25 protein-coding genes and 1 tRNA gene are annotated in these 23258 nt (G+C 62.5%); 17 read left to right on the top strand and 9 right to left on the bottom strand.

All coding sequences use genetic code 11. The annotated features are described in order from the left end of the window. Nucleotides 1-194 precede the first annotated feature (194 nt). The 3 genes from E5K00_RS13475 to E5K00_RS13465 form a co-directional block, all read right to left on the bottom strand. Nucleotides 195-611, bottom strand: coding sequence for a hypothetical protein (locus E5K00_RS13475; protein WP_135463848.1), 417 nt, complete (start codon nucleotides 609-611; stop codon nucleotides 195-197). A 150-nt stretch (nucleotides 612-761) separates the two neighbouring features. Continuing rightward, nucleotides 762-1187: a DoxX family protein gene (locus tag E5K00_RS13470; RefSeq protein WP_135463847.1), complete on the bottom strand. Its 426-nt coding sequence runs from the start codon at nucleotides 1185-1187 to the stop codon at nucleotides 762-764. 131 nt (nucleotides 1188-1318) lie between these two features. Further along, nucleotides 1319-1391 (bottom strand) — tRNA-Met (locus E5K00_RS13465). Between the two features lie 243 nt (nucleotides 1392-1634). Here E5K00_RS13465 and E5K00_RS13460 point away from each other — a divergent pair. Beyond that, nucleotides 1635-2795, top strand: a complete 1161-nt coding sequence (locus E5K00_RS13460) for an alpha/beta hydrolase (protein WP_245328293.1) — start codon at nucleotides 1635-1637, stop codon at nucleotides 2793-2795. Between the two features lie 72 nt (nucleotides 2796-2867). Here E5K00_RS13460 and E5K00_RS13455 read toward each other — a convergent pair whose 3' ends face one another. Continuing rightward, nucleotides 2868-4745: a BamA/TamA family outer membrane protein gene (locus tag E5K00_RS13455; protein ID WP_135463846.1), complete on the bottom strand. Its 1878-nt coding sequence runs from the start codon at nucleotides 4743-4745 to the stop codon at nucleotides 2868-2870. 148 nt (nucleotides 4746-4893) lie between these two features. On the opposite strand from E5K00_RS13455, the gene hemW reads away from it, so the two are divergent. From hemW to E5K00_RS13435, 4 genes are all read left to right on the top strand, one after another. Continuing rightward, complete coding sequence (gene hemW / locus E5K00_RS13450) at nucleotides 4894-6036, top strand: radical SAM family heme chaperone HemW (protein ID WP_135463845.1); 1143 nt, start codon at nucleotides 4894-4896, stop codon at nucleotides 6034-6036. Nucleotides 6037-6182: 146 nt separating this feature from the next. Beyond that, on the top strand, nucleotides 6183-6602 hold the full coding sequence (locus E5K00_RS13445; RefSeq protein ID WP_135463844.1) for a hypothetical protein: 420 nt from the start codon (nucleotides 6183-6185) through the stop codon (nucleotides 6600-6602). 38 nt (nucleotides 6603-6640) lie between these two features. Beyond that, nucleotides 6641-7312 (top strand): alpha/beta fold hydrolase, encoded by a 672-nt coding sequence (locus E5K00_RS13440; RefSeq protein ID WP_167856881.1) that lies wholly within the window; start codon nucleotides 6641-6643, stop codon nucleotides 7310-7312. Between the two features lie 30 nt (nucleotides 7313-7342). Next, on the top strand, nucleotides 7343-8101 hold the full coding sequence (locus E5K00_RS13435) for a cyclase family protein (protein ID WP_135463842.1): 759 nt from the start codon (nucleotides 7343-7345) through the stop codon (nucleotides 8099-8101). A gap of 109 nt (nucleotides 8102-8210) precedes the next feature. Here E5K00_RS13435 and rpmA read toward each other — a convergent pair whose 3' ends face one another. Further along, nucleotides 8211-8489, bottom strand: coding sequence for a 50S ribosomal protein L27 (gene rpmA, locus E5K00_RS13430; protein ID WP_135463841.1), 279 nt, complete (start codon nucleotides 8487-8489; stop codon nucleotides 8211-8213). A 106-nt stretch (nucleotides 8490-8595) separates the two neighbouring features. Continuing rightward, nucleotides 8596-8901, bottom strand: coding sequence for a 50S ribosomal protein L21 (gene rplU / locus E5K00_RS13425; RefSeq protein WP_100337832.1), 306 nt, complete (start codon nucleotides 8899-8901; stop codon nucleotides 8596-8598). Between the two features lie 481 nt (nucleotides 8902-9382). On the opposite strand from rplU, the gene E5K00_RS13420 reads away from it, so the two are divergent. The 8 genes from E5K00_RS13420 (at nucleotide 9383) to E5K00_RS13385 (ending at nucleotide 17979) form a co-directional block, all read left to right on the top strand. Beyond that, nucleotides 9383-10342 (top strand): ribonucleoside-diphosphate reductase small subunit, encoded by a 960-nt coding sequence (locus E5K00_RS13420; RefSeq protein ID WP_135463840.1) that lies wholly within the window; start codon nucleotides 9383-9385, stop codon nucleotides 10340-10342. A 100-nt stretch (nucleotides 10343-10442) separates the two neighbouring features. After that, on the top strand, nucleotides 10443-11249 hold the full coding sequence (locus E5K00_RS13415; protein ID WP_135463839.1) for a hypothetical protein: 807 nt from the start codon (nucleotides 10443-10445) through the stop codon (nucleotides 11247-11249). 329 nt (nucleotides 11250-11578) lie between these two features. Continuing rightward, nucleotides 11579-13957, top strand: coding sequence for a ribonucleoside-diphosphate reductase subunit alpha (locus E5K00_RS13410; protein ID WP_135463838.1), 2379 nt, complete (start codon nucleotides 11579-11581; stop codon nucleotides 13955-13957). A gap of 239 nt (nucleotides 13958-14196) precedes the next feature. Next, nucleotides 14197-14385, top strand: a complete 189-nt coding sequence (locus E5K00_RS13405) for a hypothetical protein (protein ID WP_135463837.1) — start codon at nucleotides 14197-14199, stop codon at nucleotides 14383-14385. 123 nt (nucleotides 14386-14508) lie between these two features. After that, on the top strand, nucleotides 14509-14835 hold the full coding sequence (locus E5K00_RS23365) for a DUF7668 domain-containing protein (protein WP_449404954.1): 327 nt from the start codon (nucleotides 14509-14511) through the stop codon (nucleotides 14833-14835). Between the two features lie 205 nt (nucleotides 14836-15040). After that, on the top strand, nucleotides 15041-15469 hold the full coding sequence (locus E5K00_RS13395) for a hypothetical protein (RefSeq protein ID WP_135463835.1): 429 nt from the start codon (nucleotides 15041-15043) through the stop codon (nucleotides 15467-15469). A gap of 552 nt (nucleotides 15470-16021) precedes the next feature. Then, a complete protein-coding gene (locus E5K00_RS13390) occupies nucleotides 16022-16717 on the top strand; it encodes a hypothetical protein (protein WP_135463834.1) in 696 nt (231 codons plus the stop codon). 245 nt (nucleotides 16718-16962) lie between these two features. Further along, a complete protein-coding gene (locus E5K00_RS13385) occupies nucleotides 16963-17979 on the top strand; it encodes an alpha/beta hydrolase family protein (RefSeq protein WP_135463833.1) in 1017 nt (338 codons plus the stop codon). Nucleotides 17980-18216: 237 nt separating this feature from the next. Here the strand turns inward: E5K00_RS13385 and E5K00_RS13380 are convergent, their stop codons facing one another. Continuing rightward, nucleotides 18217-18534: a cyclic-phosphate processing receiver domain-containing protein gene (locus E5K00_RS13380; RefSeq protein WP_135463832.1), complete on the bottom strand. Its 318-nt coding sequence runs from the start codon at nucleotides 18532-18534 to the stop codon at nucleotides 18217-18219. Between the two features lie 206 nt (nucleotides 18535-18740). Here E5K00_RS13380 and E5K00_RS13375 point away from each other — a divergent pair, with 206 nt between their 5' ends. Continuing rightward, a complete protein-coding gene (locus tag E5K00_RS13375; protein WP_135463831.1) occupies nucleotides 18741-20000 on the top strand; it encodes a M48 family metallopeptidase in 1260 nt (419 codons plus the stop codon). A 40-nt stretch (nucleotides 20001-20040) separates the two neighbouring features. Beyond that, the gene (locus E5K00_RS13370; protein WP_135463830.1) at nucleotides 20041-20619 is read left to right on the top strand and encodes a glycosyl-4,4'-diaponeurosporenoate acyltransferase CrtO family protein; all 579 of its coding nucleotides are present in this window, start codon (nucleotides 20041-20043) and stop codon (nucleotides 20617-20619) included. A 24-nt stretch (nucleotides 20620-20643) separates the two neighbouring features. Here E5K00_RS13370 and E5K00_RS13365 read toward each other — a convergent pair whose 3' ends face one another. Beyond that, on the bottom strand, nucleotides 20644-21078 hold the full coding sequence (locus tag E5K00_RS13365) for a hypothetical protein (RefSeq protein ID WP_135463829.1): 435 nt from the start codon (nucleotides 21076-21078) through the stop codon (nucleotides 20644-20646). 120 nt (nucleotides 21079-21198) lie between these two features. Continuing rightward, on the bottom strand, nucleotides 21199-21642 hold the full coding sequence (locus tag E5K00_RS13360; protein ID WP_135463828.1) for a hypothetical protein: 444 nt from the start codon (nucleotides 21640-21642) through the stop codon (nucleotides 21199-21201). Between the two features lie 403 nt (nucleotides 21643-22045). Here E5K00_RS13360 and E5K00_RS13355 point away from each other — a divergent pair, with 403 nt between their 5' ends. Both E5K00_RS13355 and E5K00_RS13350 read left to right on the top strand, forming a co-directional pair. Then, on the top strand, nucleotides 22046-22597 hold the full coding sequence (locus E5K00_RS13355; RefSeq protein ID WP_167856880.1) for a GNAT family N-acetyltransferase: 552 nt from the start codon (nucleotides 22046-22048) through the stop codon (nucleotides 22595-22597). A 41-nt stretch (nucleotides 22598-22638) separates the two neighbouring features. Beyond that, nucleotides 22639-23193, top strand: a complete 555-nt coding sequence (locus E5K00_RS13350) for a GNAT family N-acetyltransferase (protein ID WP_135463826.1) — start codon at nucleotides 22639-22641, stop codon at nucleotides 23191-23193. Nucleotides 23194-23258 lie beyond the last annotated feature (65 nt).

Genomic DNA, 23258 nt, shown 5'->3' with positions numbered 1-23258 from the left:
TACGGCAGAACCCAGCCACTCCGGCACGGAGCAGCTAACGAAGGCAACAAGAAAAAATGGACTGCCGCGGGCCACGGGGCCAGCACCGCTGAACTCAGCGGGCGGGCAGGCGGGCAGCAGTCTAAAAAAAAGGGAGCGGCACGGGCTGGCGGCGTACCTGCCGCCGCGCCTGCTACTCCTCGGCCGGAATCAAGCTAGACCCGGGGCGGCTGCAACAAGCTGTTAGCCAAAGCAAAAGCATACAACGACCGGGCCGGAGCCCGGTAGGCAGCGCTAGACCGCACGCGGCGGCAAGCCAGCACGGCCACGCGGCCGGCGGGTACGATATAGTCGAGGTTGGGGAAGTTGTGCTGGCCCCGCAGCGGCAGGTTGTCGTGCTCCTGGCTGTGGCGCACGGCCCGCACGTACTGGTCGTGGCGGGTGCTGGCGGCCCCGTAGTGCAGCCCCAGAAACTGGCTTACCGACAGCTGCCCACGCGCCTGCGCGGCGTGGGAACGGAAGTGCTGCACGAGTTGCGGCAGCTTGCCCAGCTCTTCCACATCATTCTGCGGAACCAGGCTGCTCACCAGCATGAGCACACTCAGGAAAAGGGCGAGGACGGGGCGTATCACGGGGCCCAAAGATACGACCGGGCGCGGGATTCGGCCAACGCTTACGCCATGGCTTATCCAGTCCGCCTCCTTGGCGCCACCCGCCACCAGCTTAAGCTCCACCGAAAACCGGGACTCCCGGCGCCGGGTTTCCTGGCCTTACGGGGCATTTCAGGCGCTTTTCCTTTTCCGCAACGCCAGCAATGCCCCCGTCGACCACAGGGCCCAGGCGACCAGCACGGGCTGGAAGAACAGCCGCCCCAGGCGCTTGGCGTCCGAGTTGAGCCCGAAGGCGTCGAGGTGGTGGGTGTACTGATGCACGTTGCCGGGAAACACCAGCACGTAAAACGCGGCCAGCCCCAGGCCCATCGGCACCTTGCGCCGCCGGGCCAGCAGCAGGGCAAGGCCCAGCCCGATTTCTACCACGCCCGACAGCAGCACCACGGTGTCTTTGTCCATCGGCACAAAATCGGGTACCTGGGCCTGAAACGGTACCCGCGCGAAGGTGAGGTGGCCCACCCCGGCCCCGACCATAAAGGCGCCCAGCACGCCCCGGCCCACATCCTGCAACGTCGTTGTTTTGGCAGTGTCTTGCATAGCAGTAAGACGGGGAGTAGCCCCGCCACCCGTGCATACGACTGCGGCCGCGCGGCCGGCCATTATTGGCTCAACTTCAGAGGCGGGGACAAAAGAAAAGGGCGTCTCCGATTAGGAAACGCCCTTCTAGGTAGCGGGGACAGGACTCGAACCTGTGACCTTTGGGTTATGAGCCCAACGAGCTACCAACTGCTCCACCCCGCACTGTTTGGTGATGCAAATGTAAGAGGGTTTTTCGGAAATGCTGCATAGTGCCCTAAAATACAGCCCTTCCCTGCCTTTTCCCGCTGAGTATCAGGCGTAATATTTTTTACCCGACACGCTGCAAGCAACACTATTCAATATAACCTATTCCTGATACACCATATTAATACCACATATTATCCAACTATCACCTACGGGCTGCGTAACCACTGTTCTGCTTTTTCAACCCCTCACTACCACACCATGACATCTTCTTTCCTATCCACGACCCGGCCGGCCTCTTTGGCGGCGGCCGTCTTTCTGACCAGCCTCGGCTTCTCTTCCTGCAACAGCAAGCCCACCGAGCAGGCCGCCGATATCACCCAGCAAACCGCTGACACCACCGCGGCAATGGCCGACACCAGCGCCGCGCCCCGGCCGGTGAAGCCCGCCGGTCCGGCCCCGGCCTGGGCGCCCAACATCGGCCCCGAGATGCAGACCGTCATTGAGAAGCTGGCCAGCCTGCAGGGCCCCACCCCGCCCGAGCAGCTTACGCCGGCCGAAGTACGCAAAGCCCCCTCCGCCACCGACGCCACGATGGCCGTCATGAAGGACTTCGGCATCCCGATGCCGCCCTCGCCCCTCGATACCATGAGCCGGGAAGTCGCGCCGGGCGTGAAGGCCCGCATCTACACCCCGAAAGGTGCCACCGGGCCCCTGCCCGTGGTGGTGTATTACCACGGCGGCGGCTGGGTTATTGCCAACCTGGATACGTACGACCCCTCGGTGCGGGCCCTGGCCGAGCAAACGGGCGCTATTTTCGTATCGGTAGCGTACCGGCAGGCTCCGGAAAACAAGTTTCCCACGGCCCACAACGACTCCTTCGCGGCCTACCAGTGGGTGCTGAAAAACGCGGCGTCCATCAAAGGTGACCCCAAGCGCGTGGCCGTAGCCGGCGAAAGCGCCGGGGGCAACCTGGCCGCCGCCGTGTGCATGATGGCCCGCGACAAAGGCGCCATGCAGCCCAAGCACCAGCTGTTGGTCTACCCCATTGCCGACTACAGCATGAATACGCCTTCGTACCAGAAAAACGCGCAGGCCAAGCCGCTGAGCAAGCCGTTCATGGGGTGGTTTTTCAAGCACTACCTCCGCACCCCGGCCGATGGCAACAGCCCGATGATTTCGCTGGTGAAAGCGCCTAACGTGAAGGGCCTGGCACCGGCCACGGTTATCACCGCCGGCATCGACCCGCTGATGAGCGAGGGCAAAGCCTACGCCGACAAGCTGCAGGCGGCCGGTATTGCGGTGAAGTACCAGAACTACGACAACGTAACCCACGAGTTCTTCGGCATGGGTGCCGTCGTGCCCCAGGCCAAGGAGGCGCAGGCCCTGGCCGCCGGCGAGCTGAAAAACGCGCTGAAGTAAACTCCGCGCCACGGTTTTGGCCTATATCAAAAAGCGGCTGCTCCCGGTGGGGGCAGCCGCTTTTTAATGGTGCTAAAACCGGCTGGTGATGCCGAAGTGAATCTTGGAGTTGCTGAGCGCCATCTTCTGGTTTTCGGACCGGCCCACCGAGTACACGAACTGGAACAGGCCGGCCCCGGTCCGGAAGCTCAAGCCCGCGCCCAGGCCGGTGGGCGCGTCGCGGCCCCGGTCTTTTTCCAGGTCGCGGCGCAGGTAGCCCTGGTCGGCAAAGACGAAGACGTAGGAGTCGGCGCCGGTGAACTGCCGGTACTCCACGGTGCCCACGCCGTAGGTGTTGGCGTAAAAGGCGTACTCGTTGAAGCCCCGCAGCGTGGCCAGCCCCCCGATGCGGAACATGTCGTTGAGAAACAGCCGCTCATTCACCAACGACTCGCCCCGCAGCCGGGTGAGCAGCACCCCGCCCCGCCCGATGCGGTAGTACCGCTCGAGCCGCAAACCCAGCGTGACTTGGGTCGTGCGCAGCGGTACCCGGTTGTAGAGCGTGTCGTTCAGGTCCGAGTTCTTGGTGATGCGCTTGGTGCCCACCGCGCCCTGCACGGCCGCCAGAAAGCCCCGGCGCGGAAAAAGCAGGTCGTCGAGGCTGTTCCAGTTGTAGTCGAGGCCGTAGGAGTTGTACTGAGAGTCGATGTTCGGGGGCAGCACGGTGAGGTCCTTGAGCGAGTTGGCCGTGTCGGCCAGCAGCCGGGAGCTGCGCCGCTCGGTGAAAAAGGAAATCCGCCCGGCCTGCACCGTGGGGTAAGTCACCTGCAGGCGCGGCTGCAAAGTCAGAAACGAGTTGGATTGCTTGTAGAGGTTAAAGGTGCCGCCCAGCTCCAAGGGCGTCCCGAAGAAGTTGGGGTGCACGTAGTGAGCATCGAGCAGCTGCGACAGAGCGTCGAGCTTGCGCCACTGCAACCCGATCTGCTTGCCGCCCCCGCTCAGGTTGCGCAGGTTGATGGTCACGTCGCCGGTGAGCTGCACCTTTTTCTGCCCCGGCCCCGGCGTGGCGTTGGGCAGCACGCCCACAATGGCGTCGAACTGGTTGGAGGGCCTATCTTCCAGCAGCAGGTACACCCGGGCGCGGCCTTGGGCAAAGCGTACTTCCGGCTCGGCTTTCACTTGCAGGTAGGGCAGCTGGCGCAGCAGGCGGGCGGCGGCATCCACGCGCTGCTGGTTGTAGGGCTGATTGGGAAAAATCTGCAGGTACTTGGTCAGGAACCGCTTTTTGGTTTTGGTCTTGCCCACCAGCTGAATCGAGTCGAACAGCACCACCCGGCCCCGGTCGAGCACGACGCGGCCGGAGATGTCGCCGCCCTGTAGCTGCAGCGAGTCGAGGCGGACGGCGGCGAAGGGGTAGCCCTGGTTTTCGGCTTCCGTCAGCAGATTTTGCTGCAGGCGGGCCCACTCGTTGGGCTCGAAGGGCTTGCCCGAAAACAGCCGCTCCCGGTAGCCGGCCCGGGTCATGAGCCCGTCGCCGAGGTTGCCGTTGCGCAGGCGCGCCCAGCGGAATTTCTCGCCCACGTAGAGCTGCACCCGCAAGGTGTCGTGGCTCCAGCGCATGCCGTCGGCCGAGGCCGTGAGGTAGGCATCGGCCTGCAAAGCCAGCACCACGTCGCGCACTTCCCGGAAGGCCGCCAGCGAATCGGGGACGGCGGTACGGTAGCGGTAGCGCCGCAGCAGGGCGCGGTCGGCCGCCTCGGTTTCCAGCCGAACGAACTTGCGGACCGCCGCGCGCTGGGCTCGGCGGGTCAGGCTGGAGTCGGGCCGGGCGGGGGCCGGCGGCAGGGGCGGCGTTTGCAGGGCCGGCTGGTTGGGCACCGGCAGCGTCGGGGTCTGGGCCCACGCCCCGCCCCCCGGCCTACTGAGCAGGCCGCCGCAGAGCAGCAGGAAAACGAGGACGCGGGCGTACATTTGGAGATACAAACGCGAAAACGCGCTTTTAATTTCCCGAAAATACACCGCCGGACCTGTTTGCCGCGGCCGCCGTGAACGAACCACCCGGCCGCCGCTGTTTTCTGGCGTTACGCGGCCTGCTTTTGGGCCCCGATTCCTTCCCTTCATGGCCGGCATCTACCTCCATATTCCCTTCTGCAAGCAGGCCTGTCACTACTGCGACTTCCACTTCAGCACCTCGATGGGCCTGAAAAGCTGGCTGGTGGAGGCCCTGGTGCGGGAGCTGGAACTCCGGCGCGACTACCTGGGGCCCGGCGCCACGCTCGACACCATCTACTTCGGGGGCGGCACGCCGTCGTTGCTGACCGAGGCCGAGCTGGCCACGCTGTTTGAGGCCATCTACCGCACCTTCCCGGTGGCCCCGCAGGCCGAAATTACCCTGGAAGCCAACCCCGACGACCTCACGGCGGCCAAGCTGCGCGAGCTGGCGGCCTCGCCCATCAACCGGCTGAGCATCGGCCTGCAAAGCTTCCACGAGCCCCACCTGCGCCTGATGAACCGGGCCCACTCGGCCACCGAGTCGACGCTGGCGGTGCGCGCGGCCCAGGATGCGGGCTTCGAGAATATTTCCATCGACCTGATTTACGGCGTGCCCGCCCCCGACCATAGCCTCTGGGAGCAGGATATGGCGCAGGCCTTTGCGCTCAACGTGCCCCACCTTTCCTGCTACGCCCTCACCATCGAGCCCGACACGGTGTTTGGCCGCAAGCTGCGCAAAGGCACCTTCGCCGCCCCGCCCGACGACTTCGTCGCCCGGCAGTTTGAAATGCTGCTGGCCGCGCTGCCAAGCCAGGGCTACGAGCAGTACGAAATCAGCAACTTCTGCCGCCCCGGCCGCGAGTCGCGCCACAACGCCAACTACTGGCGCGGGGTGCCCTACCTGGGGCTGGGACCCAGCGCCCACTCCTTCAACGGCTTTAGCCGGCAATACGCGGTGGCCAACAACCCGCAGTACGTGACCAGCGTGCTGGAGCGGGGCGAGGTGCCGGCTACCGTCGAAACCCTGTCGGCCACCGACCGGGCCAACGAGTACCTGATGACCTCCTTGCGCACCAGCCGCGGCTGCGACCTAGACTACCTGCACCACACCCTGGGCACCGACCTGCGCACCAGCCGCGCCGCCTACCTGCTGGAGCTGGCCCGCAACGGCTGGGCCACCGTGCGCGGCCCCCAGCTGGTGCTCACCGACCGGGGCAAGCTGCTGGCCGACCAGATTACGCTGGAGCTGTTTCTGGAACCGGAGGCGTAAAATCCGGCTCCCGCCGTTTTGCGGGGTTTCGGCTAACTACTTCCTTTTTAGCTGCTTGCCGAACGCGGTGGGGCGGCGGCGGCCAAAATCCGGGAAATCTGCCTTCTGAGGGTAATCCGTGGCCCGGATTTGCGTATGTTCAGAAGATGAAACGCCTTGTTGATGCTCTCGTGGATGACGCCGACTTTTTCGTCGAGCAGGTCCAGATTACCGCCATTGTCTTCGATAACACCGACGATGTGACGGTGTGGGCCACCACGTTTTTTGATGATGACATTCACTTTTTCCACCTGGGCCTGCAGTTTCCCGCCCTCGACCTGCTGCTGCGCCTGGCCGGGCCGCGCGCCGAAGCCTTGCAGGAGCAGGTAGCCGACGCCCTGGCCACCGTGACCGACTGGCCATGCCTGCTGGAGTACACCCACGAAGACGCCCCGCCCGTGCCGCTGGATGGCGTGGCCATGAAGCTCTCCTGCACCTACCCCGCCGACGAGCCCGAGGAAGACGAAGACAGCATGCCGCATAATATCTTCTACCTGGAAGGAGTATTTATGCGCCTGGAGCCCTGAGCCGGCTGATCCTCTGTCTGTTGCTAATCTGGTTTTCCGTGCCCGACTCCGCCGCTTCGCCCCGCGTTTTCTACCTGATTCCCGGCCTGGGAGCCGATGAGCGGGTCTTCAAGTACCTGCTGCCCCTGCTGGAGGGCGAGGCGCACGTGCTGACCTGGCCCCAGCCCGCGCCCACCGAAACCCTGCCGCACTACGTGGCCCGCATGGCCGAGGCGGTGCCACCCGCGCAGCCCTGCTTGGTCGTGGGTGTGTCGTTCGGGGGCGTCGTGGCGCTGGAAATAGCCCGGCTGCGGCCCCACGCCCGGGCCGTGCTGGTGTCCAGCATTCCGGATGCCGACTCCCTGCCCCGCCTGCTGCGCCTGATTCGGGCCACCGGCGTTTATAAGCTCGTGCCGCCGCAGCTGCTGAAGCTGTTTCCGCGGGCCGGGCAGTGGTATTTCGGGGTTCAGAATGGGGAAGAATATCAGACCTTCAAGCAGATTCTGCGCGACATGGAGCCCCGCTACACCCGCTGGGCCATCGACCGGCTGCTGCACTGGGACAGTACTAACGTGGGCAGTAGCATTCAGATTCTGGGCTCCCACGACCGGGTGTTTCCGCCCGGCCCGGCCCCCGTCGACCACCTGATTCCGGGCGGCACCCACTTTATGGTGCTCAGCCACGCTCCTGAAATCAGCCGGATTCTCAACGCCTTGCCCCTGAACAACTAACTGGCTTTCCGCCTTTTTCTCGCCCCGTTCATGCTTGCCACCTACCCGCACCTCGGTCAGACCTATTCCTTCGACCCTGCTCAGCCGCTGGATATTTCCCTGCCCCTGGCCCCCGGTCCCGACCAGGTAAACTGCTTCTGGGCCGAGCCGGTGCAGTTCGACACCATCCGGGTGGGCAGCTTCGTGGGCAGCGTGGCCCTAGGCGGCAGCACCAACTACCAGCGCGTGCACCTGACGCCCCACGGCAACGGCACCCACACCGAATGTTACGGCCACATCAGCCCCGACCCGGCAGCCACGCTGAACCGCTGCCTGCGCCGCTTCCTGTTCGTGGCCCAGCTGGTGTCGGTAGCGCCCCGGCCCCAGCCCAACGGCGACCTGGTAGTACTGCTGGCCGACGTGCAGCCGCTGCTCGAAGCCGCCGTGGCCCGGCCCGAGGCCCTGGTTCTGCGCACCCTGCCCAACGACGAGACCAAGCGCAGCCGGCAGTACTCGGGCACCAATCCCACGTACCTGGAGCCCGCCCTGGCCCAGTACCTGGTGGCCCGGAACGTCCAGCACCTGCTGCTCGACCTGCCCAGCGTGGATAGGGAAGAAGACAACGGCGAGCTGCTGGCCCACCATGCGTTCTGGCAATACCCCGCCCAAATCCGCACCCACTGCACCATCACCGAGCTCATCTTCGTGCCTAGCACCGTCTCCGATGGCCTGTACCTGCTCAACCTGCAGGTAACCAGCCTGGAGCTGGACGCCAGCCCGAGCAAACCCGTGCTCTACCGGCTCACGTAGCATACCCCACGTGCGGGCCCGCAAACCCGGGCAACGCAAAAAGGGATAGCCCGGCAGGACTATCCCTTTTCTATGTCAATACAACTCCGAAGAGCTGCTGAGCAGTTACTTAAGCAGCAGCTTCAGCTACTTCCGACACCGGAACTACCGTTACGAACGAACGGTCTTTGCGGCCTTTGCGGAACTGAACCGTGCCGTCAACCATGGCGAACAGCGTGTGGTCCTTGCCGATACCCACGTTCTGGCCGGGGTGGTGCTTGGTGCCGCGCTGACGCACGATGATGTTACCAGCAATGATATCTTGACCGCCGAAGATCTTCACGCCCAAGCGCTTAGAATGTGATTCGCGGCCGTTGTTGGAGCTACCTACGCCTTTCTTGTGTGCCATTGTATTTAGTACTTAGTGCTTGGTTATCAGTGCTTAGAATGTCGCGTTAGAGCCGAGCGACGCTGGAGAAGACTCCAGGTACCAAGCACTAACAACTAAGCCCTACTTAGCCGATGCTGTTGATCATTACTTTGGTGAACTGCTGACGGTGACCGTTCAGCTTCTTGTAGCCCTTGCGGCGCTTCTTCTTAAATACCAGCACCTTGTCGCCCTGCACGTGCGACAGGATGGTGCCCGTTACGGTTACGTCCAGCGTGGGCGAACCAATGGTGATGGTTCCGTCGCTGTCGGTCAGCAGGGCTTTGCCCAGCTCTACCGTATCGCCGACGTTGCCAGCCAAACGGTGGGCGTATACAAATTTATTGGCTTCGACCTTGGTCTGTTTCCCGGCTATGTTGACAATTGCGTACATCGGCGTCTTCGCGGTTTCTGAAAAATGGAAGGCAAAAGTAGAAGTTCCATTTCACAAAAGCAAACCTAACTCACTAATCGTCATTCAGTCGGGTCGGTCCGGGCGACCAACTCGCCCACCCTTGCCCCCGGTAATAGTCCCTTAAGGAACGCCTGAGCGGGTGTGCGCATACTAAATTTGTGGATAAATCAGATTGTCCACAGGCTAAATGTGGATAACTTTTCCAAAATCGGGGGTTTTGGTCGGTTTTCGCCCCATTTTGGGAGAAAGGCGGCGTGTGGATATCTCGGGGTCATACAGAAAAATTAGCGGAGAAAAAACGTGAATGAGGCAGGGCCGGAGTTTATATTTGATGCTTCGACCCGGCCAAGTTGCCCCGAAAACGCCCCAAACATTTCTGCTGGGCGCCGGGTTGGCACGCTGGTCTTCCTGCCTTGTTCAGGTTTTCTTAGAAGTCTTTTCCACGCCTTACCTCCCCGCTATGGAACCCTTGCTCGTCGAGAACCCCAACCGCTTTGTGCTCTTCCCCATCCAGAACGACGACGTGTGGCAGATGTACAAAAAGGCCGAAGCCTCCTTCTGGACGGCCGAAGAAATTGACCTCTCCCAGGACCAGAAAGACTGGGACAACCTCAACGACAACGAGCGGCACTTCATTTCGCACGTGCTGGCCTTCTTCGCCGCCTCCGACGGCATCGTGAACGAAAACCTGGCCGTCAACTTCATGCAGGAGGTGCAGATGCCCGAGGCGCGCTGCTTCTACGGCTTCCAGATCATGATGGAGAACATTCACTCGGAGACTTACTCCCTGCTGATTGACACCTACATCAAGAACCCCCAGGAAAAGGACCGCCTCTTCAACGCCCTGGAAACCGTGCCCTGCGTGAAGAAGAAGGGCGAGTGGGCTCTGAAGTGGATCAACTCCGAGAACTTCGCCGAGCGCATCATTGCCTTTGCCGCCGTGGAAGGCATCTTCTTCTCGGGCTCGTTCTGCTCGATCTTCTGGCTGAAGAAGCGCGGCCTGATGCCGGGCCTGACGTTCAGCAACGAGCTGATTTCCAGAGACGAAGGCCTGCACTGTGACTTCGCCTGCCTGCTCTACAGCTACCTGCAAAACAAGCTCTCGGAGGAGCGCGTGCACAGCATCATCCGCGACGCGGTGAGCATCGAGCAGGAGTTCGTGACCGATGCGCTGCCGGTGAACCTGATCGGCATGAACGCCAAGAGCATGGCCCAGTACATCGAGTTTGTGGCCGACCGCCTCTTGCAGAGCCTGGGCTACAGCAAGATCTACAACTCCTCGAACCCCTTCGACTTCATGGAGATGATTTCGCTGCAGGGCAAAACCAACTTCTTCGAGAAGCGCGTGGCCGAGTACCAGAAGGCCGGCGTGATGAGCGAGCGGACCGAAAACGCCTTTTCGCTCGACGAGGACTTTTAAGCCCTTACAGCCTCCTTTTTTCAGCCCGGCTCATCCGCAAGGAGAGCCGGGCTTTTTGCTACTCACGCAAGAAACTCACGGCTCAGCCGTTGCAGAGCTCATGTCTCGACTAAAGCGTGTGGTTTACCGGCTCCGGCAGCGGCTGCCGTTTCTCAATATCTGGCTGGCGGCCGCTGCCCTCACGACCAACTACTTCGTACAGACGTTCTGTCAGCCCGTGACTTGGGCTGCGCTGACCCTGCTGGCAGCCTTCGGGGCCTTTCTGGCGTGGCCGTGGCTCACGCGGGCTCCCAAGCCGGTTCAGTATGGTGCCGTCTTCCTGCAAGGCGTGGCTTTTACCATTTGCTGCTATTGCGTGCTGTTTTTACAGCCCGCCACCCTGATTTGGACGCTGCTCCTGGCCTTCCTGCTATTTCCGCTGGTGAGTTGGGTGCCGGTACTTTTCGGATTGCAGATTCTGTGGCGGATTGGCCGAAGCCCGTTGCGCGGAGCCTGGCTAGTTGGCCTGCTGGGTTCCTTGCTGCTGCTACCGGCTCAGCTGTGGTTTTACCACGAGTACCAGGCTATAGAAGGTATAGCCACCCAATTGGCCCAACAGCACCGGCTCACTACGCATAACCTGGCTCAGAGGCTGCCGCAAACCTACGTGGCGGAGCGCATCGTGGGCATGCATTTTCGCTACCACACCCGAGTTGAGTTTTACGACGGCTGGCGCCCACCACTGCACGACCCGCTGCTGGGCTTCAGCTATTTCCTGCGCAATCATCAGGACCCGCTGGCGGTAGGCCCCGGCGAAGTTGACCGGGTGAAGCTCTACCAGTCTTTGTTTCCGGACCGCCCGCTCAAGCCCGACTGCCTGTGTGCCCACAGCCACGATGGACAAACCTACCGCAACTGGATTCCTTGATGCTGGCGGCTAAGGCAAGTGGCCCGTTACGGCTCTGCGTTGCTACCCCGACAATACCGAATCCCGGGCACTTTGCCAACCCTGTTTTGCGCGGCGTTTCACCCCTATATAGCAAGCCGACAATCACGAAAAAGGGCCTGAACTGCACCGTTTTAGCCTAATGTGGAAAACTTCTAAAGTTTAGGTTTGTCCTACCCAGCGGAAGCCGATAACTTCCGCATCAGGAAGGCCGGAAAAGCTCCCGGCCCGCTGCTTTCCGCACGTAGTCCCCCGCCCTTTCACGGCGTGGTGTTTTCATACATCAACATCCAACACAACCTCGCACGCTTATGCTGGTAATCAAACGCGACGGCCGCCGCGAATCCGTGAAATTCGACAAAGTCACGGCCCGCATCGAGAAGCTCTGCTACGGGCTCAACCAAAACTTCGTCTCCCCGATTGAGGTGGCCAAAAAGGTCATCGACGGTATCTACGACGGCGTGACCACCGTGGAACTCGACAACCTGGCCGCCGAAACCGCCGCCTCGCTCACCACCAAGCACCCCGACTACGCCATCCTGGCGGCCCGCATTGCGGTCAGCAACCTGCACAAGGTGACCTCGAAGTCGTTTTCGAGCACCATGAAGCGCCTCTACACCTACGAGGACCCCAAGACCGGCGAAAATGCCTCTCTCATTGCCAAGGACGTGTGGGAAATCGTGCACAAGCACGCCGCTACCCTGGACTCGGCCATCATCTACGACCGGGACTACTCCTACGACTACTTCGGCTTCAAGACCCTGGAACGCTCGTATTTGCTGCGCGTGGATGGCAAAGTCATTGAGCGGCCCCAGCACATGATCATGCGCGTGGCTATCGGTATCCACAAGGAGGATATCGAGTCGGCCATTGAAACCTACAACCTGATGTCGGAGCGGTGGTTTACCCACGCTACCCCGACCCTGTTCAACGCCGGCTCGCCTAAGCCCCAGCTCTCGTCCTGCTTCCTGCTCACGATGAAGGACGACTCCATCACGGGCATCTACGACACGCTGAAGAACTGCGCCCAGATTTCGCAGTCGGCCGGCGGCATTGGCCTGAGCATCCATAACGTGCGGGCCACGGGCTCCTACATCAAGGGTACGAATGGCACCTCCAACGGCATCATCCCGATGCTGAAGGTGTTCAACGACACGGCCCGCTACGTAGACCAGGGCGGCGGCAAGCGCAAGGGTGCCTTCGCCATCTACATCGAGCCCTGGCACGCCGACATCTTCGACTTCCTGGACCTGAAAAAGAACCACGGCAAGGAGGAAAACCGCGCCCGCGACCTGTTCTACGCCCTCTGGACGCCCGACCTGTTCATGAAGCGGGTGGAAGCCAACGGCGACTGGACGCTGATGTGCCCCAACGAGTGCCCCGGCCTGGGCGACACCTGGGGCGAGGAGTTCGAGAAGCTCTACGCCAAGTATGAGCGCGAAGGCCGCGGCCGCCGCACCGTGAAGGCCCAGGACCTGTGGTTCGCCATCCTGGAAAGCCAGACCGAGACGGGCACGCCCTACATGCTCTTCAAGGACGCCGCCAACAGCAAGAGCAACCAGCAGAACCTGGGCACCATCAAGTCGTCGAACCTGTGCACCGAGATTATGGAGTACACCGACGAGAACGAAATTGCCGTCTGCAACCTGGCTTCGCTGGCCCTGCCCCGCTTCCTGAAGGAAGAAGGCGGCCACCTGGTGTTCGACCACCAGAAGCTCTACGAGGTGACCTACCACGCCACCAAGAACCTGAACAAGGTAATCGACATCAACTATTACCCCGTTCCGGAAGCCGAAACCAGCAACCGCCGCCACCGCCCCATCGGCCTCGGCGTGCAGGGCCTGGCCGATACCTTCATTGCCCTGCGCATGCCCTTCGAGAGCGACGAAGCCAGCGGCCTGAACAAGGACATCTTCGAGACCATCTACTTCGCGGCCATGACGGCCTCCAAGGACCTGGCCAAGAAGGACGGTGCCTACGAAACCTTCCCCGGCTCGCCCCTGAGCAAGGGCAAGTTCCAGTTCGACCTCTGGGGCGTGACGCCCGAAAGCAACCGTTGGGACTGGGAAACGCTGCGCCAGGAAGTAATGGAGCACGGCGTGCGCAACTCCCTGCTGGTAGCGCCCATGCCGACGGCCAGCACGGCCCAGATCCTGGGCAACAACGAGTCGTTTGAGCCCTACACCTCCAACATCTACGTGCGGCGCGTGCTCAGCGGGGAGTTTATGGTGGTGAACAAGCACCTGCTGAAAGACCTGGTGAAGCTCGGCATCTGGAACGAGCAGATGAAGAACGACATCATCGCCGCCAACGGCTCGGTGCAGAACATCGACCGGATTCCCCAGCACATCAAGGACCTGTACAAGACGGTGTGGGAGATTTCCCAGCGCCGCATCATCGACATGTCGGCCGACCGGGGCGCTTACATCTGCCAGAGCCAGAGCCTGAACCTGCACGTGCAGAACGTGAACTTCGGCAAGCTGACCAGCATGCACTTCCACTCCTGGAAGAAGGGCCTGAAAACCGGCATGTACTACCTGCGCACCAAAGCCGCCGCCGACGCCATCAAGTTCACGGTGCAGAAGCAAGCCGCCGAAACCCTGGAGCCCCTGAACGCTATGGCCCAGAACGCCTCGGATATGGCCTGCTCCCTGGATAACCCCGACGCTTGCGAGGCTTGCGGGTCGTAAGATGTTAGACGGCTATAGGGTCGACTTCGGTAAGGTCAACTGGAACTGGTGTAGCAGTTACAGCATTCTACAGGAGGAAATAGAAGAGCTTCTTCTACTTCCTCCTCGTAGTGGGCTTTACCCGAAAGAAGCTGGGGCCTACGAAGTTGTCGGATATACGAAACATCGGAAATTTCTTTCGGTTACCTTTACGTTACATGATGACCACGTTGTCATCGAAGACGTAATTTTGCCGAGCTATGAAACCATCCAAGACGTCATTCTCCGCCAACTCGCAGCCGACCTCTAATCTTTCGATGGCCGGTAAAACGGTAGAGGAGTATGAGCACAGCCGCACCGGCGGCCTGCTGACAAAGCAGGAGTTCTTAGCTCATCTTCGTAAAACCGGTCAACTACCACCTGATGCTAACTGGCAGATGGCTTCGTAGTCTAGTAAAACCTAAATAATCAAAAGCCCCAAGCGTAAGAGTTTGGGGTTTTTTGTTCTCCTATTCAGCCACTCGGCACAGCCAAGCAACAACTATAAGCTCTATCAACAGCATAAAAGCAGCATGAATAAAGAGCTAGTCCCGCTTATTAATCACATCGTGGCTACTCTAGTAGCGGGAAGATACCAGCAGTTAGTTGACGAAAGCCAAGAGAAACGGCTGTGCGCCGACGATATCACAGCGGTTATAGCTGAACATGGGCGGTTAACTCTGCCACCATCAGGCAGTGAGATAAGGCAGTACGTTGCCTTCTCACCCGAAAACACTGAGGTTCTGGTTGACCACTTCCTTTGGGTGAACGGCAGCTTAAGCGACCTGATGGTGCGAATTGTTGCCTATAAGCCGCTTTCTGAAGGGAAGTTTAGCCTCTGGGACATTTACGCTCCCTGAACGTACCCACAGTCGCGCGGCTCTGCCGAGTGACGCTTACGCTCTGAGCAGCTATGCTGCGAACTAGACCGCGCCGATAGAACGACACCTACCGGCGCGGGACGCTCGGGGCGGAGCCCCTCCGGCGTAGTCGTCACTCGGCACAGCCGAGCGACTGCCGTTGAGCCAACGAAGCGGGCAGATTCATAACACTAATTGGTTTCAGATGAATCATCTCTACTTAGCACTTATTAGCCTGATAGTAGTAGGTGGCTGTAAACCCATACAGTCCCTTCCACTGCCAGCCAGGTGCAGCAGTATCGAAAGCCTCGGTCTTACGCACCGAGAAAAGAAGGCCCTTTCAAGGTTCATCTCCGAGCAAAATAATACCAGCTGGATAGTCGATATCCGCAGGCCGGATGTTTGCCTCACGGAAGTAGCAGCCACAAACCACATCGGCCTGATTAAGATTGAAAGTACCGCATCTTCTCACTTTACGGCGCAATACTTCATTAAAGGCCTTTCGGGTATTTCCACGATAAAGCAGGAGGAAGGCCAAACAGTGGCAAACGTAAAAGCAGCCCTAGCCCAGCACCAAGGCGACTTTAGTCCAGAAGAAGCAAACCGCATTATCAGCTATTTCGAGCTTAAATAACTCCCCGCAGTCGCTCGGCTGTGCCGAGTGATGCCTACGCCGAAGGGGCTTTGCCCCGAGCGTCCCGCGCCGCGTGGGCTGGTTGCCTCGGCCGCTGGGGCCCGATGTAGAGACGCATACTTGCGTCTCCTCGTTGAACGACCCAGCCCGCTTAGTACCACCATCAGCAACGATTGAGACGCGAATACGCGTCTCTACACGCAGGCGGCGCGGGCGGATTCGCGGCGGAGCCCCTCCGGCGTAGGCGTCACTCGGCTTAGCCGAGCGACTGCCAGGGGGGTAATCCGCCCGGCTTTCCTCCGATTATTTCCAAGCCGGGAGGAATCCGCCCGGGCTTCCAACGAATGGTGGAGGGCTGGGAGGATTCCTCCCGAGGCAAAAACAATCGTTGGAAGCCCGGGAGGATTGGTACCGGCCTTCCAACGATTGTTTTTGCCTTGGGTCAACCTTGCCCCGGCTTTCCACCATTTGTTGGCGGGCTGGGGCAACTTGTTGCTAGTGGTTGAGCAGAATCCTATATTCCTGAAGTTGTATCCTTTAACTCCTTTATCAATGCCTACTAATCCTGCTGAGTCGGCTACTACGCCGGCCAAACCCGTTAAGTCCGCCAAGCGGGCCAACCAATTACCCACTAATGCTATTGCCCTGGCGGAAGTGGCAACCAACGCCGCCAAAGCCTGGCAAAGCTCGGAGCTGCCAGGGCTGCTCTGGCTCACCAAGGCCGACTTTGCGTCGCAAGCCGCGGCCTTCGCCGACAGCCGCGACGAGGCCGATGCCGCCGGGGACGCCCGTACTCCCCAATCGAAGCGCCTGAAAACCCTGGATACGCTCTTGGATAAGAGCCTGCGCTACGTGAAAGGCTACCTGGCCGAAGCCAACGACGACAAAACCGCCTACTACGGGGAGTTCGGCATCGAGAAGTCGGGCTCGACGTACCGGCTACCCAAAGCCCGCCCCGAGCGGGTGAAGGCGCTGGGCAAGCTGCTCAAGGCCCTCAAGGCGCACAAGTTCGACAAGAACAAGTACGGCACCGCCCACTGGGAGCCGCTGGTGACGGAATACAAGCAGCTGGTGCAGGACAGCACCGACACCAGCGGGGAGCGCAGCGGCAAGGTCAGCACCAAGGACCAGGGCGAGGAGCAGGTGCGCAAGGCCCTGCGCGCCCTGATTCACCACATCAAGGCCCAGTTTCCGGATACCTTCGAGGCCAAGCTCCGGGAGTTCGGGTTCCAGAAGGAGAGCTACTAGCTTTTTCGTCTGCCGTCCTGAGGCGGAGCCGAAGGACCTTCCTCGCCTACCCCACGGCAGGGAGTACCAACGTGACAAAGCCCTTTACTGCTGGTGCGGTAGAGGGCTTTTTGCATGTAATTGAGTTCTTCGGCCGTCGCGCGGCGGGGCCAGAAGGCTAGTGCTTGCGGACAGAAGGGGTAGCGAATAATGGATTTACTCTATATTGAAGCACTATACACTCTTTTTTACTGCTGGATAAAAAGATGAAATGGATTCGTCGGTTGCTGCTGGTCATTGTGGTGCTGGTTGTTGGGTTCGGGGTAGTTATGGTCTGGACGGCGCAGCGCACGGAGCGGCCGGTTGGGTTTGAGCTGGCGCGGACCACTGACCCGGACGGCAAGCCCTTGGCCGTCGGTATCTGGTACCCCACCCAGGCCCGGACCTGGCCGACGACGTGGCTGGGCCTGGGCCTGATGGACGTGGCCGCCGATGCGCCCGTGGCGGGCCGCAGCTTGCCCCTCGTGGTGATTTCGCACGGCAACTCCGGCGGCCCGGGCAGCCACGCCGACCTGGCCCTGGCCTTGGCCAACGCGGGCTATATCGTGGCGGCCCCCATGCACGGCGGCGACAACTACGCCGACCAAAGCGCGGCCGGCACCGTCGGCTGGCTGGGGGGCCGCACCCGGCAGCTGCACGCCACCCTCGACTACCTGCTCAAGACCTGGCCGGGGCACGCGCAGATAGACCCCAACCGGATCGGGGCCTTTGGCTTCTCGGCCGGCGGCATTACCGTCCTGACGGCCGTGGGGGCCCAGCCCGACCTTGCCCGGATTGCCCAGCATTGCGCCGACACCCCGGAGGCTATCTGTAACTTGCTCCGAGCCGGCAACTCTCCCCTGCTGAACCCCGATGAGGCGGCCAAGGGCAACCGCTACCTGCCCGACGCGAGAATCAAGGCCGCCGTGGTGGCGGCCCCCGGCCTGGGCTTTACGCTGGGCCCCGGCGCGCTGACCGCCGTGCGAGTGCCGGTGCAGCTGTGGAGCGGCGACCAGGACACGGTCGTTTCCTATGCCACCAACATCCAGCCGGTGCGGCAGGCCCTCGGGGCCGGGGCCGAGTTTCATTCGGTGCCGGGAGCCGGGCATTTCTCGTTTCTGGCCCCCTGCGGCCCCCTGGCCCCGCCGCTGCTGTGCACCGACCAGGGCCAGTTTGATAGAAAAGCCTTCCACCAGAGCATGAATGCCAGCGTTATTGCCTTCTTTGAAAAGGCTATCCGCTAAGGCCAGGGCGAAGCTGTTGCCTCGCCCGAATCTCCGGTGCCTGGCTTCCCCCCGGTAATCGGAGGACCTTGCCTACCCTACCCCACGCGGGCGCGCGTCTCTGACGCGTGACTTCCGGCACCGCGTCTCCGACGCGAATCGTGGAGGGAAAGCCGTTCTGGCGGCCGCGTCAGAGACGCGAAGCCGGGGGGCACGCGTCAGAGACGCGCGCCAGCGTGGGGTGACTGCGGGGCAGGGCTAGCGTAGGTTCTGCTTAAACTTCAGGAAGTTTTGGAGTAGACTTCTGATGTTCTCGGCCCCGACCGGGTTGGCCGAGTGGACGTTAAAGTTTTCTATAGCCAAGTCCTGTTCGACGAGCCACTTGGCGCAGTCGTAGCCGCTTTTCAGCTCGCAATTCTGCTCCTGGTCCCAGCCCAAGTCGTGGTCGAAGGATATTTCCTCGGGTAGGCCCAAGGCTTCAATGGTAGCGACAAACTCCTCGAAGCTGCGGACCACCACCCAGCCCTCTCCCTTCGGGTTGCGAATATCATCGAGGTAGAGTTTGTAACCGGGCATAAACGTCTGTAGAAAGAGGGGCGAAGTGGCGGTAAATATATCCCCCCAGTACCCGACTATCGGGATGCCGAGCAGGATGCGGCTTTAGAAGCCCGGCTACTGCCCCCAAGAGTCGGGCGGAGGCGGCATTATATATAGGAACAGAAGTATTAGCTTGGGCATGCCGGGCGACTGGGCCCGGCGGTAACGCCCGTATTCCTATCCGTATGTTCTTTGTTCCGAAACGGCTGCTGCCGCTGCTGGCCTTGCTGCTCTTGGCCCTGCCCCTGCTGGCCGCCGCCCCCGCCGATTCGGCGGCCTTCAACGTGGAAGCCGCCACCCAGCACTACCTCAACACCCTGAGCCCGGCCCAGAAAGCCAGCTCCGACGCCTATTTCGAGGGCGGCTATTGGCTGCAGCTCTGGGGCCTGCTCTACGGGCTGGCCGTGGCGGCGGTGTTTCTGGGGCTGGGCCTCTCGCGCCGCATGCAAGCCTGGGCCGGGCGGCTGCCGGGCCGGGTGCTGCCCAAGCTGGCCTACTTCGCCCTCTACATCGGGCTGAGCTACGCCCTGAGCTTTCCCCTGAGCCTCTACACCGACTACTTCCGGGAGCACCAGTACGGGCTGTCGAACCAGTCGTTCGGGGCCTGGCTCACCGATGACTTGAAAAACCTGGCCATTTCGATGGTGGTGGGCAGCCTGGTGCTGCTGGCTTTGTACGCGGCCATCCGGCGCACCGGCCGGAGCTGGTGGGCGTGGGCCACGGGCCTGGCCGCCATTTTCCTGGTGGTGGGCGTGTTTCTGTCACCGATTTTCATCAGCCCGCTGTTCAACAAGTACACCCCGCTGCCCGCCGGCCCGGTGCGCAGCCAGATTCTGAGCATGGCCCGGGCCAACGGCGTGCCGGCCGACAACGTGTACGTGGTAGATGCTTCCCGGCAGAGCAAGCGCATCAGCGCCAACGTGAGCGGGCTGGGCAGCACCATTCGGGTGTCGCTCAACGACAACCTGCTGAACCGCGGCACCCCGGCCGAGGTGCAGGCCGTGATGGGCCACGAGCTGGGCCACTACGTGCTGAACCACATTCCCAAGATGCTGATCTTCTTCGTGCTCATCGTCGGCCTGGGCCTGGCCTTCGTCGACTGGGCCTTTCACCGCCTGCTGGGCCGCTACGGCAGCCGCTGGGGCATCAGCAGCATCGGCGACGTGGGCGGGCTGCCCTTGGCGGCGGCGCTGTTCAGCGTGTTTATGCTGCTGGCCCGGCCCGGCTTCAACACCATCATCCGCACCCAGGAGCAGGAGGCCGACACGTTTGGCCTGAATGCCGCCCGCCAGCCCGACGGCTTTGCCAGCACGGCCATGAAGCTCTCGGAGTACCGCAAGATTGACCCCAGCCCCTGGGAGGAAATCATCTTTTTCGACCACCCCAGCGGCCACACCCGGGTGCAGTCGGCCATGCGCTGGAAGGCCGAGCACATGCGGGACTAGCCGGAGCGGTTGGAGCCACCGGCCGCTTACCGTCAGTGCCATGCCCATCATGCCCAACGACCCGCCACCCGCCCGGCCCTCGGCGGCCCTGCTCGCGGCCCTCAACGCCGTGCCGAGCGTGCTGTGGTCGGGGCTGGCGCTGGGGCCGCTGAGCGTGTTTTGCTACCAGCACGTAGCCCGGCCCTGGCTGTGGGGCTTGCTGGGTGTTAGTCTGCTGGGCTACGCGGTGCCCAGGTCGTGGTTTCGGTACTGGCAGCTGAGCCGGGCGCGGCGACGCTACGAGCGGCTCGGGGTGCCGGTGGTGGCGCGCTTCACCCAGCACGGCACCCTGGTACACCAGTGGCTGCGTCGCCGCTACCCCCACTACCGCCGCGTACCCCACCGCCAAGCCGGGCGGCGCCTGGTGGCGGAGAGCTACCACCTGGAGCGGTTTCACGGGGTGCTGCTGGTGTTTTTCGGGTTGGTCAGCCTCTACGCCCTGATGCGGGGCCACCTCGGCTGGGCCGGGCTGCTGCTGGTGCTCAACGTGGGCTACAACCTGTATCCGGTGTGGCTGCAGCAGTACCTGCGGCTACGCCTGCCCCCGACCGACGCCGCAGTAAATTCCCGCAGCGGGTAGGCGCGGCGAAGCGGCCAGCCGCAGCTACCCCAGGGGCGCGGCGGGCTGGCTCAGCAGCCACTGCACGGCCTCGGTTTCGTGCTCGAAGGAACGATAGACCAGCGGCAAACCCAGCACCTGGGTGGTAATGTAGGACGTGGCCAGCCGCACCATCACCTCCGGCGACACCACCACGGCCCCGTGCCGGTAGCCGCCTTCCTGCACGGCCCGGGGCAGCCACTGCTGGGATATCCACTGCTGCTCGGCCGTGGTGAAGGGCAGCATGGCCGTCTGGTCAATCAGAATCCGGCTCCAGCCAAACCGCTCCAGGGCCAGGCGCATGTGGGTAAACACGGCCTGGGTTTCCTCCAGCCGGCGCGCCTTGCTGGTCCAGCGCACCCGCAGGAAGCCATTGGGGTCCTGGGTCAGGCGGGCAGCGGTATTTTCAAAATAGAGCTTGAGGGCGCGGGAGTTGGGCATTACCTAGCAAATATACGGCCGGCCGAATAAACGCTCTGGTTCCGTGGGGTTGACCGCCTACTAACAACGAAGGCCCGCAACAGTTGCTGTTGCGGGCCTTTTTGGCACTACCGGCCGCGCCTACAGCCGGGCCAGGGTCTGGGGCTTGGGCAGCCGGGTTTTGATGGTGCGCACGGCCACGGCCTCGCCGGTCGGCCCGCTCTGCACCTGGAGCAGGTAGCGGTGCTGGGTAGCGCCGGTGCGCAGCAGCAGGGCGTAGCGGCCGGCGGGCAACCCGCGGAAGTTGAACCGCTTGCCGTAAGCGGGGCCGGAGTAGGCTTCGTCGAACAGCACCTGCCCGGTAGTCAGGCTTTGCACCTGCACCCGGCCGGGCAGCAGCGCGCTGTTATCGACGCGCAGCCGGATGCTTTCCGCGTCGGCGGCTTCTACCCGAATAGGGCTGGCCTGCTGGGCCCAGGCCGGCCGGGCGGCCGCCAGCCCCAGGCTCAGGCCCAGCAGCAGCAGGGCACGGGAAGACAATCGGGCCACGAAGGCGGGGCGCGGGGCGGCAGACAAGGTTTTCATAGCAGTAGGGTGAAAAGAGTGGATGGATGCAGCCCCGAACACTGTGCGCTTTCGGACGCTACTGGTTCGGGGCTGAGTATAGGTAGCCAACCGCCGTGCCAGGTAAGTAATCTTCGCTATTTCAATTAGTTACCAACCAAGTAACTGCTAAGCGCCGGTAAAAAAGTGTCCGGGTGCGGGCAGGGTGTCCGGTTTTGCGGCTGGCCAGCCCGCGCCCAGCCGCAGCGGGATGGGAAAGGCCGGGAATGGAGGCGGCCAGCACCCGGTTTTGCCCCGTTTTCCCAACCGTGCCCCGGCCTCCCGCCGGGGCGCGGTGCGTTGCGGCCCGCCGCAACGCACCGCCGGCCGTGCTGATGCGGCGGTTATCTTTGTCTGCCGGCCACCGCAGGCCGTATACCCCGCTATGATTCCGCTCATCACCCACACGCCCCGCCTCACCCTGATTGCCGCCAGCCGGGCCCTGCTCACGGCCGAGCTGCATAAGCCCCGCTACTTCCCCATTCTGCTGGGGGCCGCCATGCCCACCGACTGGCCGCCCGGCGCCTACGACGAGGCTACCATGCATCACTTCCTGGACAAGCTTACGGCCGGGGGACGCACGGCGGCGGGCTGGTACGGCTGGTACGCCCTGCTCAAAGCCACCGATACCACGCCCGTCACGCTGGTCGGGGCCGGCGGGTTTCTGGGTCCGCCCGACGCGGCGGGCACGGCCGAAATCAACTACTCCATCGCCACCGACTGGCGGCGGCAGGGCCTGGCCACCGAGTTGGTGGCGGGCCTGGTGCAGCAGGCCGAGCAAACGGGCATGGTGCGGCAGCTGGTGGCCCACACGCTCCCGCACGAGCCGGCGGCCGAGGAGGTGCTGCGCCGCAACGGCTTTGCGCTGGCGGGCCTAGCCCCCGACGGCCGGCTGCGCTTCGAGCGGACCGTAGAGCCCACCCCGGCCGGAGCCTGACGTTACTTTCGCCTGTTCCCTGCTCTCTCCCCACTTGGCTCATGTTGAATATACAGCTACTCCCATTTCCGGTGCTGCGCACGGCGCGCCTCACCCTGCGGCAGCTGACCAGCACCGATGCCCCGGTCATCCAGCTTTTCCGCTCCGACCCGGAGTTTCTGCGCTACATTCCGCGGCTGCCCGAAACCACTCTGGCCCAGGCCCAGGCGCACCTGAACCTGCTCGACCAGCTGCTGCGCACCAATGAAGGTATCGCCTGGGGCCTTTGCCGGGAAGAGCGGCCCGAGGAATTGCTGGGCACCATTTGCCTGTGGCAGTTTCAGCCCGAGAATTACCGCGCCGAAGTAGGCTATGGTCTGCACCCGGCCCACGGTGGGCAGGGCCTGATGACCGAGGCCCTGGAAGCCGTAGTGCACTACGCCTTCGGACTGCTGGGCCTGCACAGCCTGGAAGCCCACGTAGATCCCGCCAACGCGGCTTCCATCCGGCTGCTGGAAAAGCAGGGCTTTGTGCGGGAGGGCTACTTTCGGGAGAACTGCTACTTCCAGGGCCGCTTCCTGGATTCGGCGGTGTACTCCCGGCTGGCACCGCGCTAACCCCGGCGGGGCGCGGGCAGGACGGCCACTTGCGGACCCGATGCGTAGAAGGAGCGCCTAACTGG

Source organism: Hymenobacter aquaticus (assembly GCF_004765605.1).
Lineage (GTDB): Bacteria > Bacteroidota > Bacteroidia > Cytophagales > Hymenobacteraceae > Hymenobacter > Hymenobacter aquaticus.
Note: the sequence above shows the minus strand (reverse complement) of the source record. Positions and strands in the feature narration are given on the sequence as shown.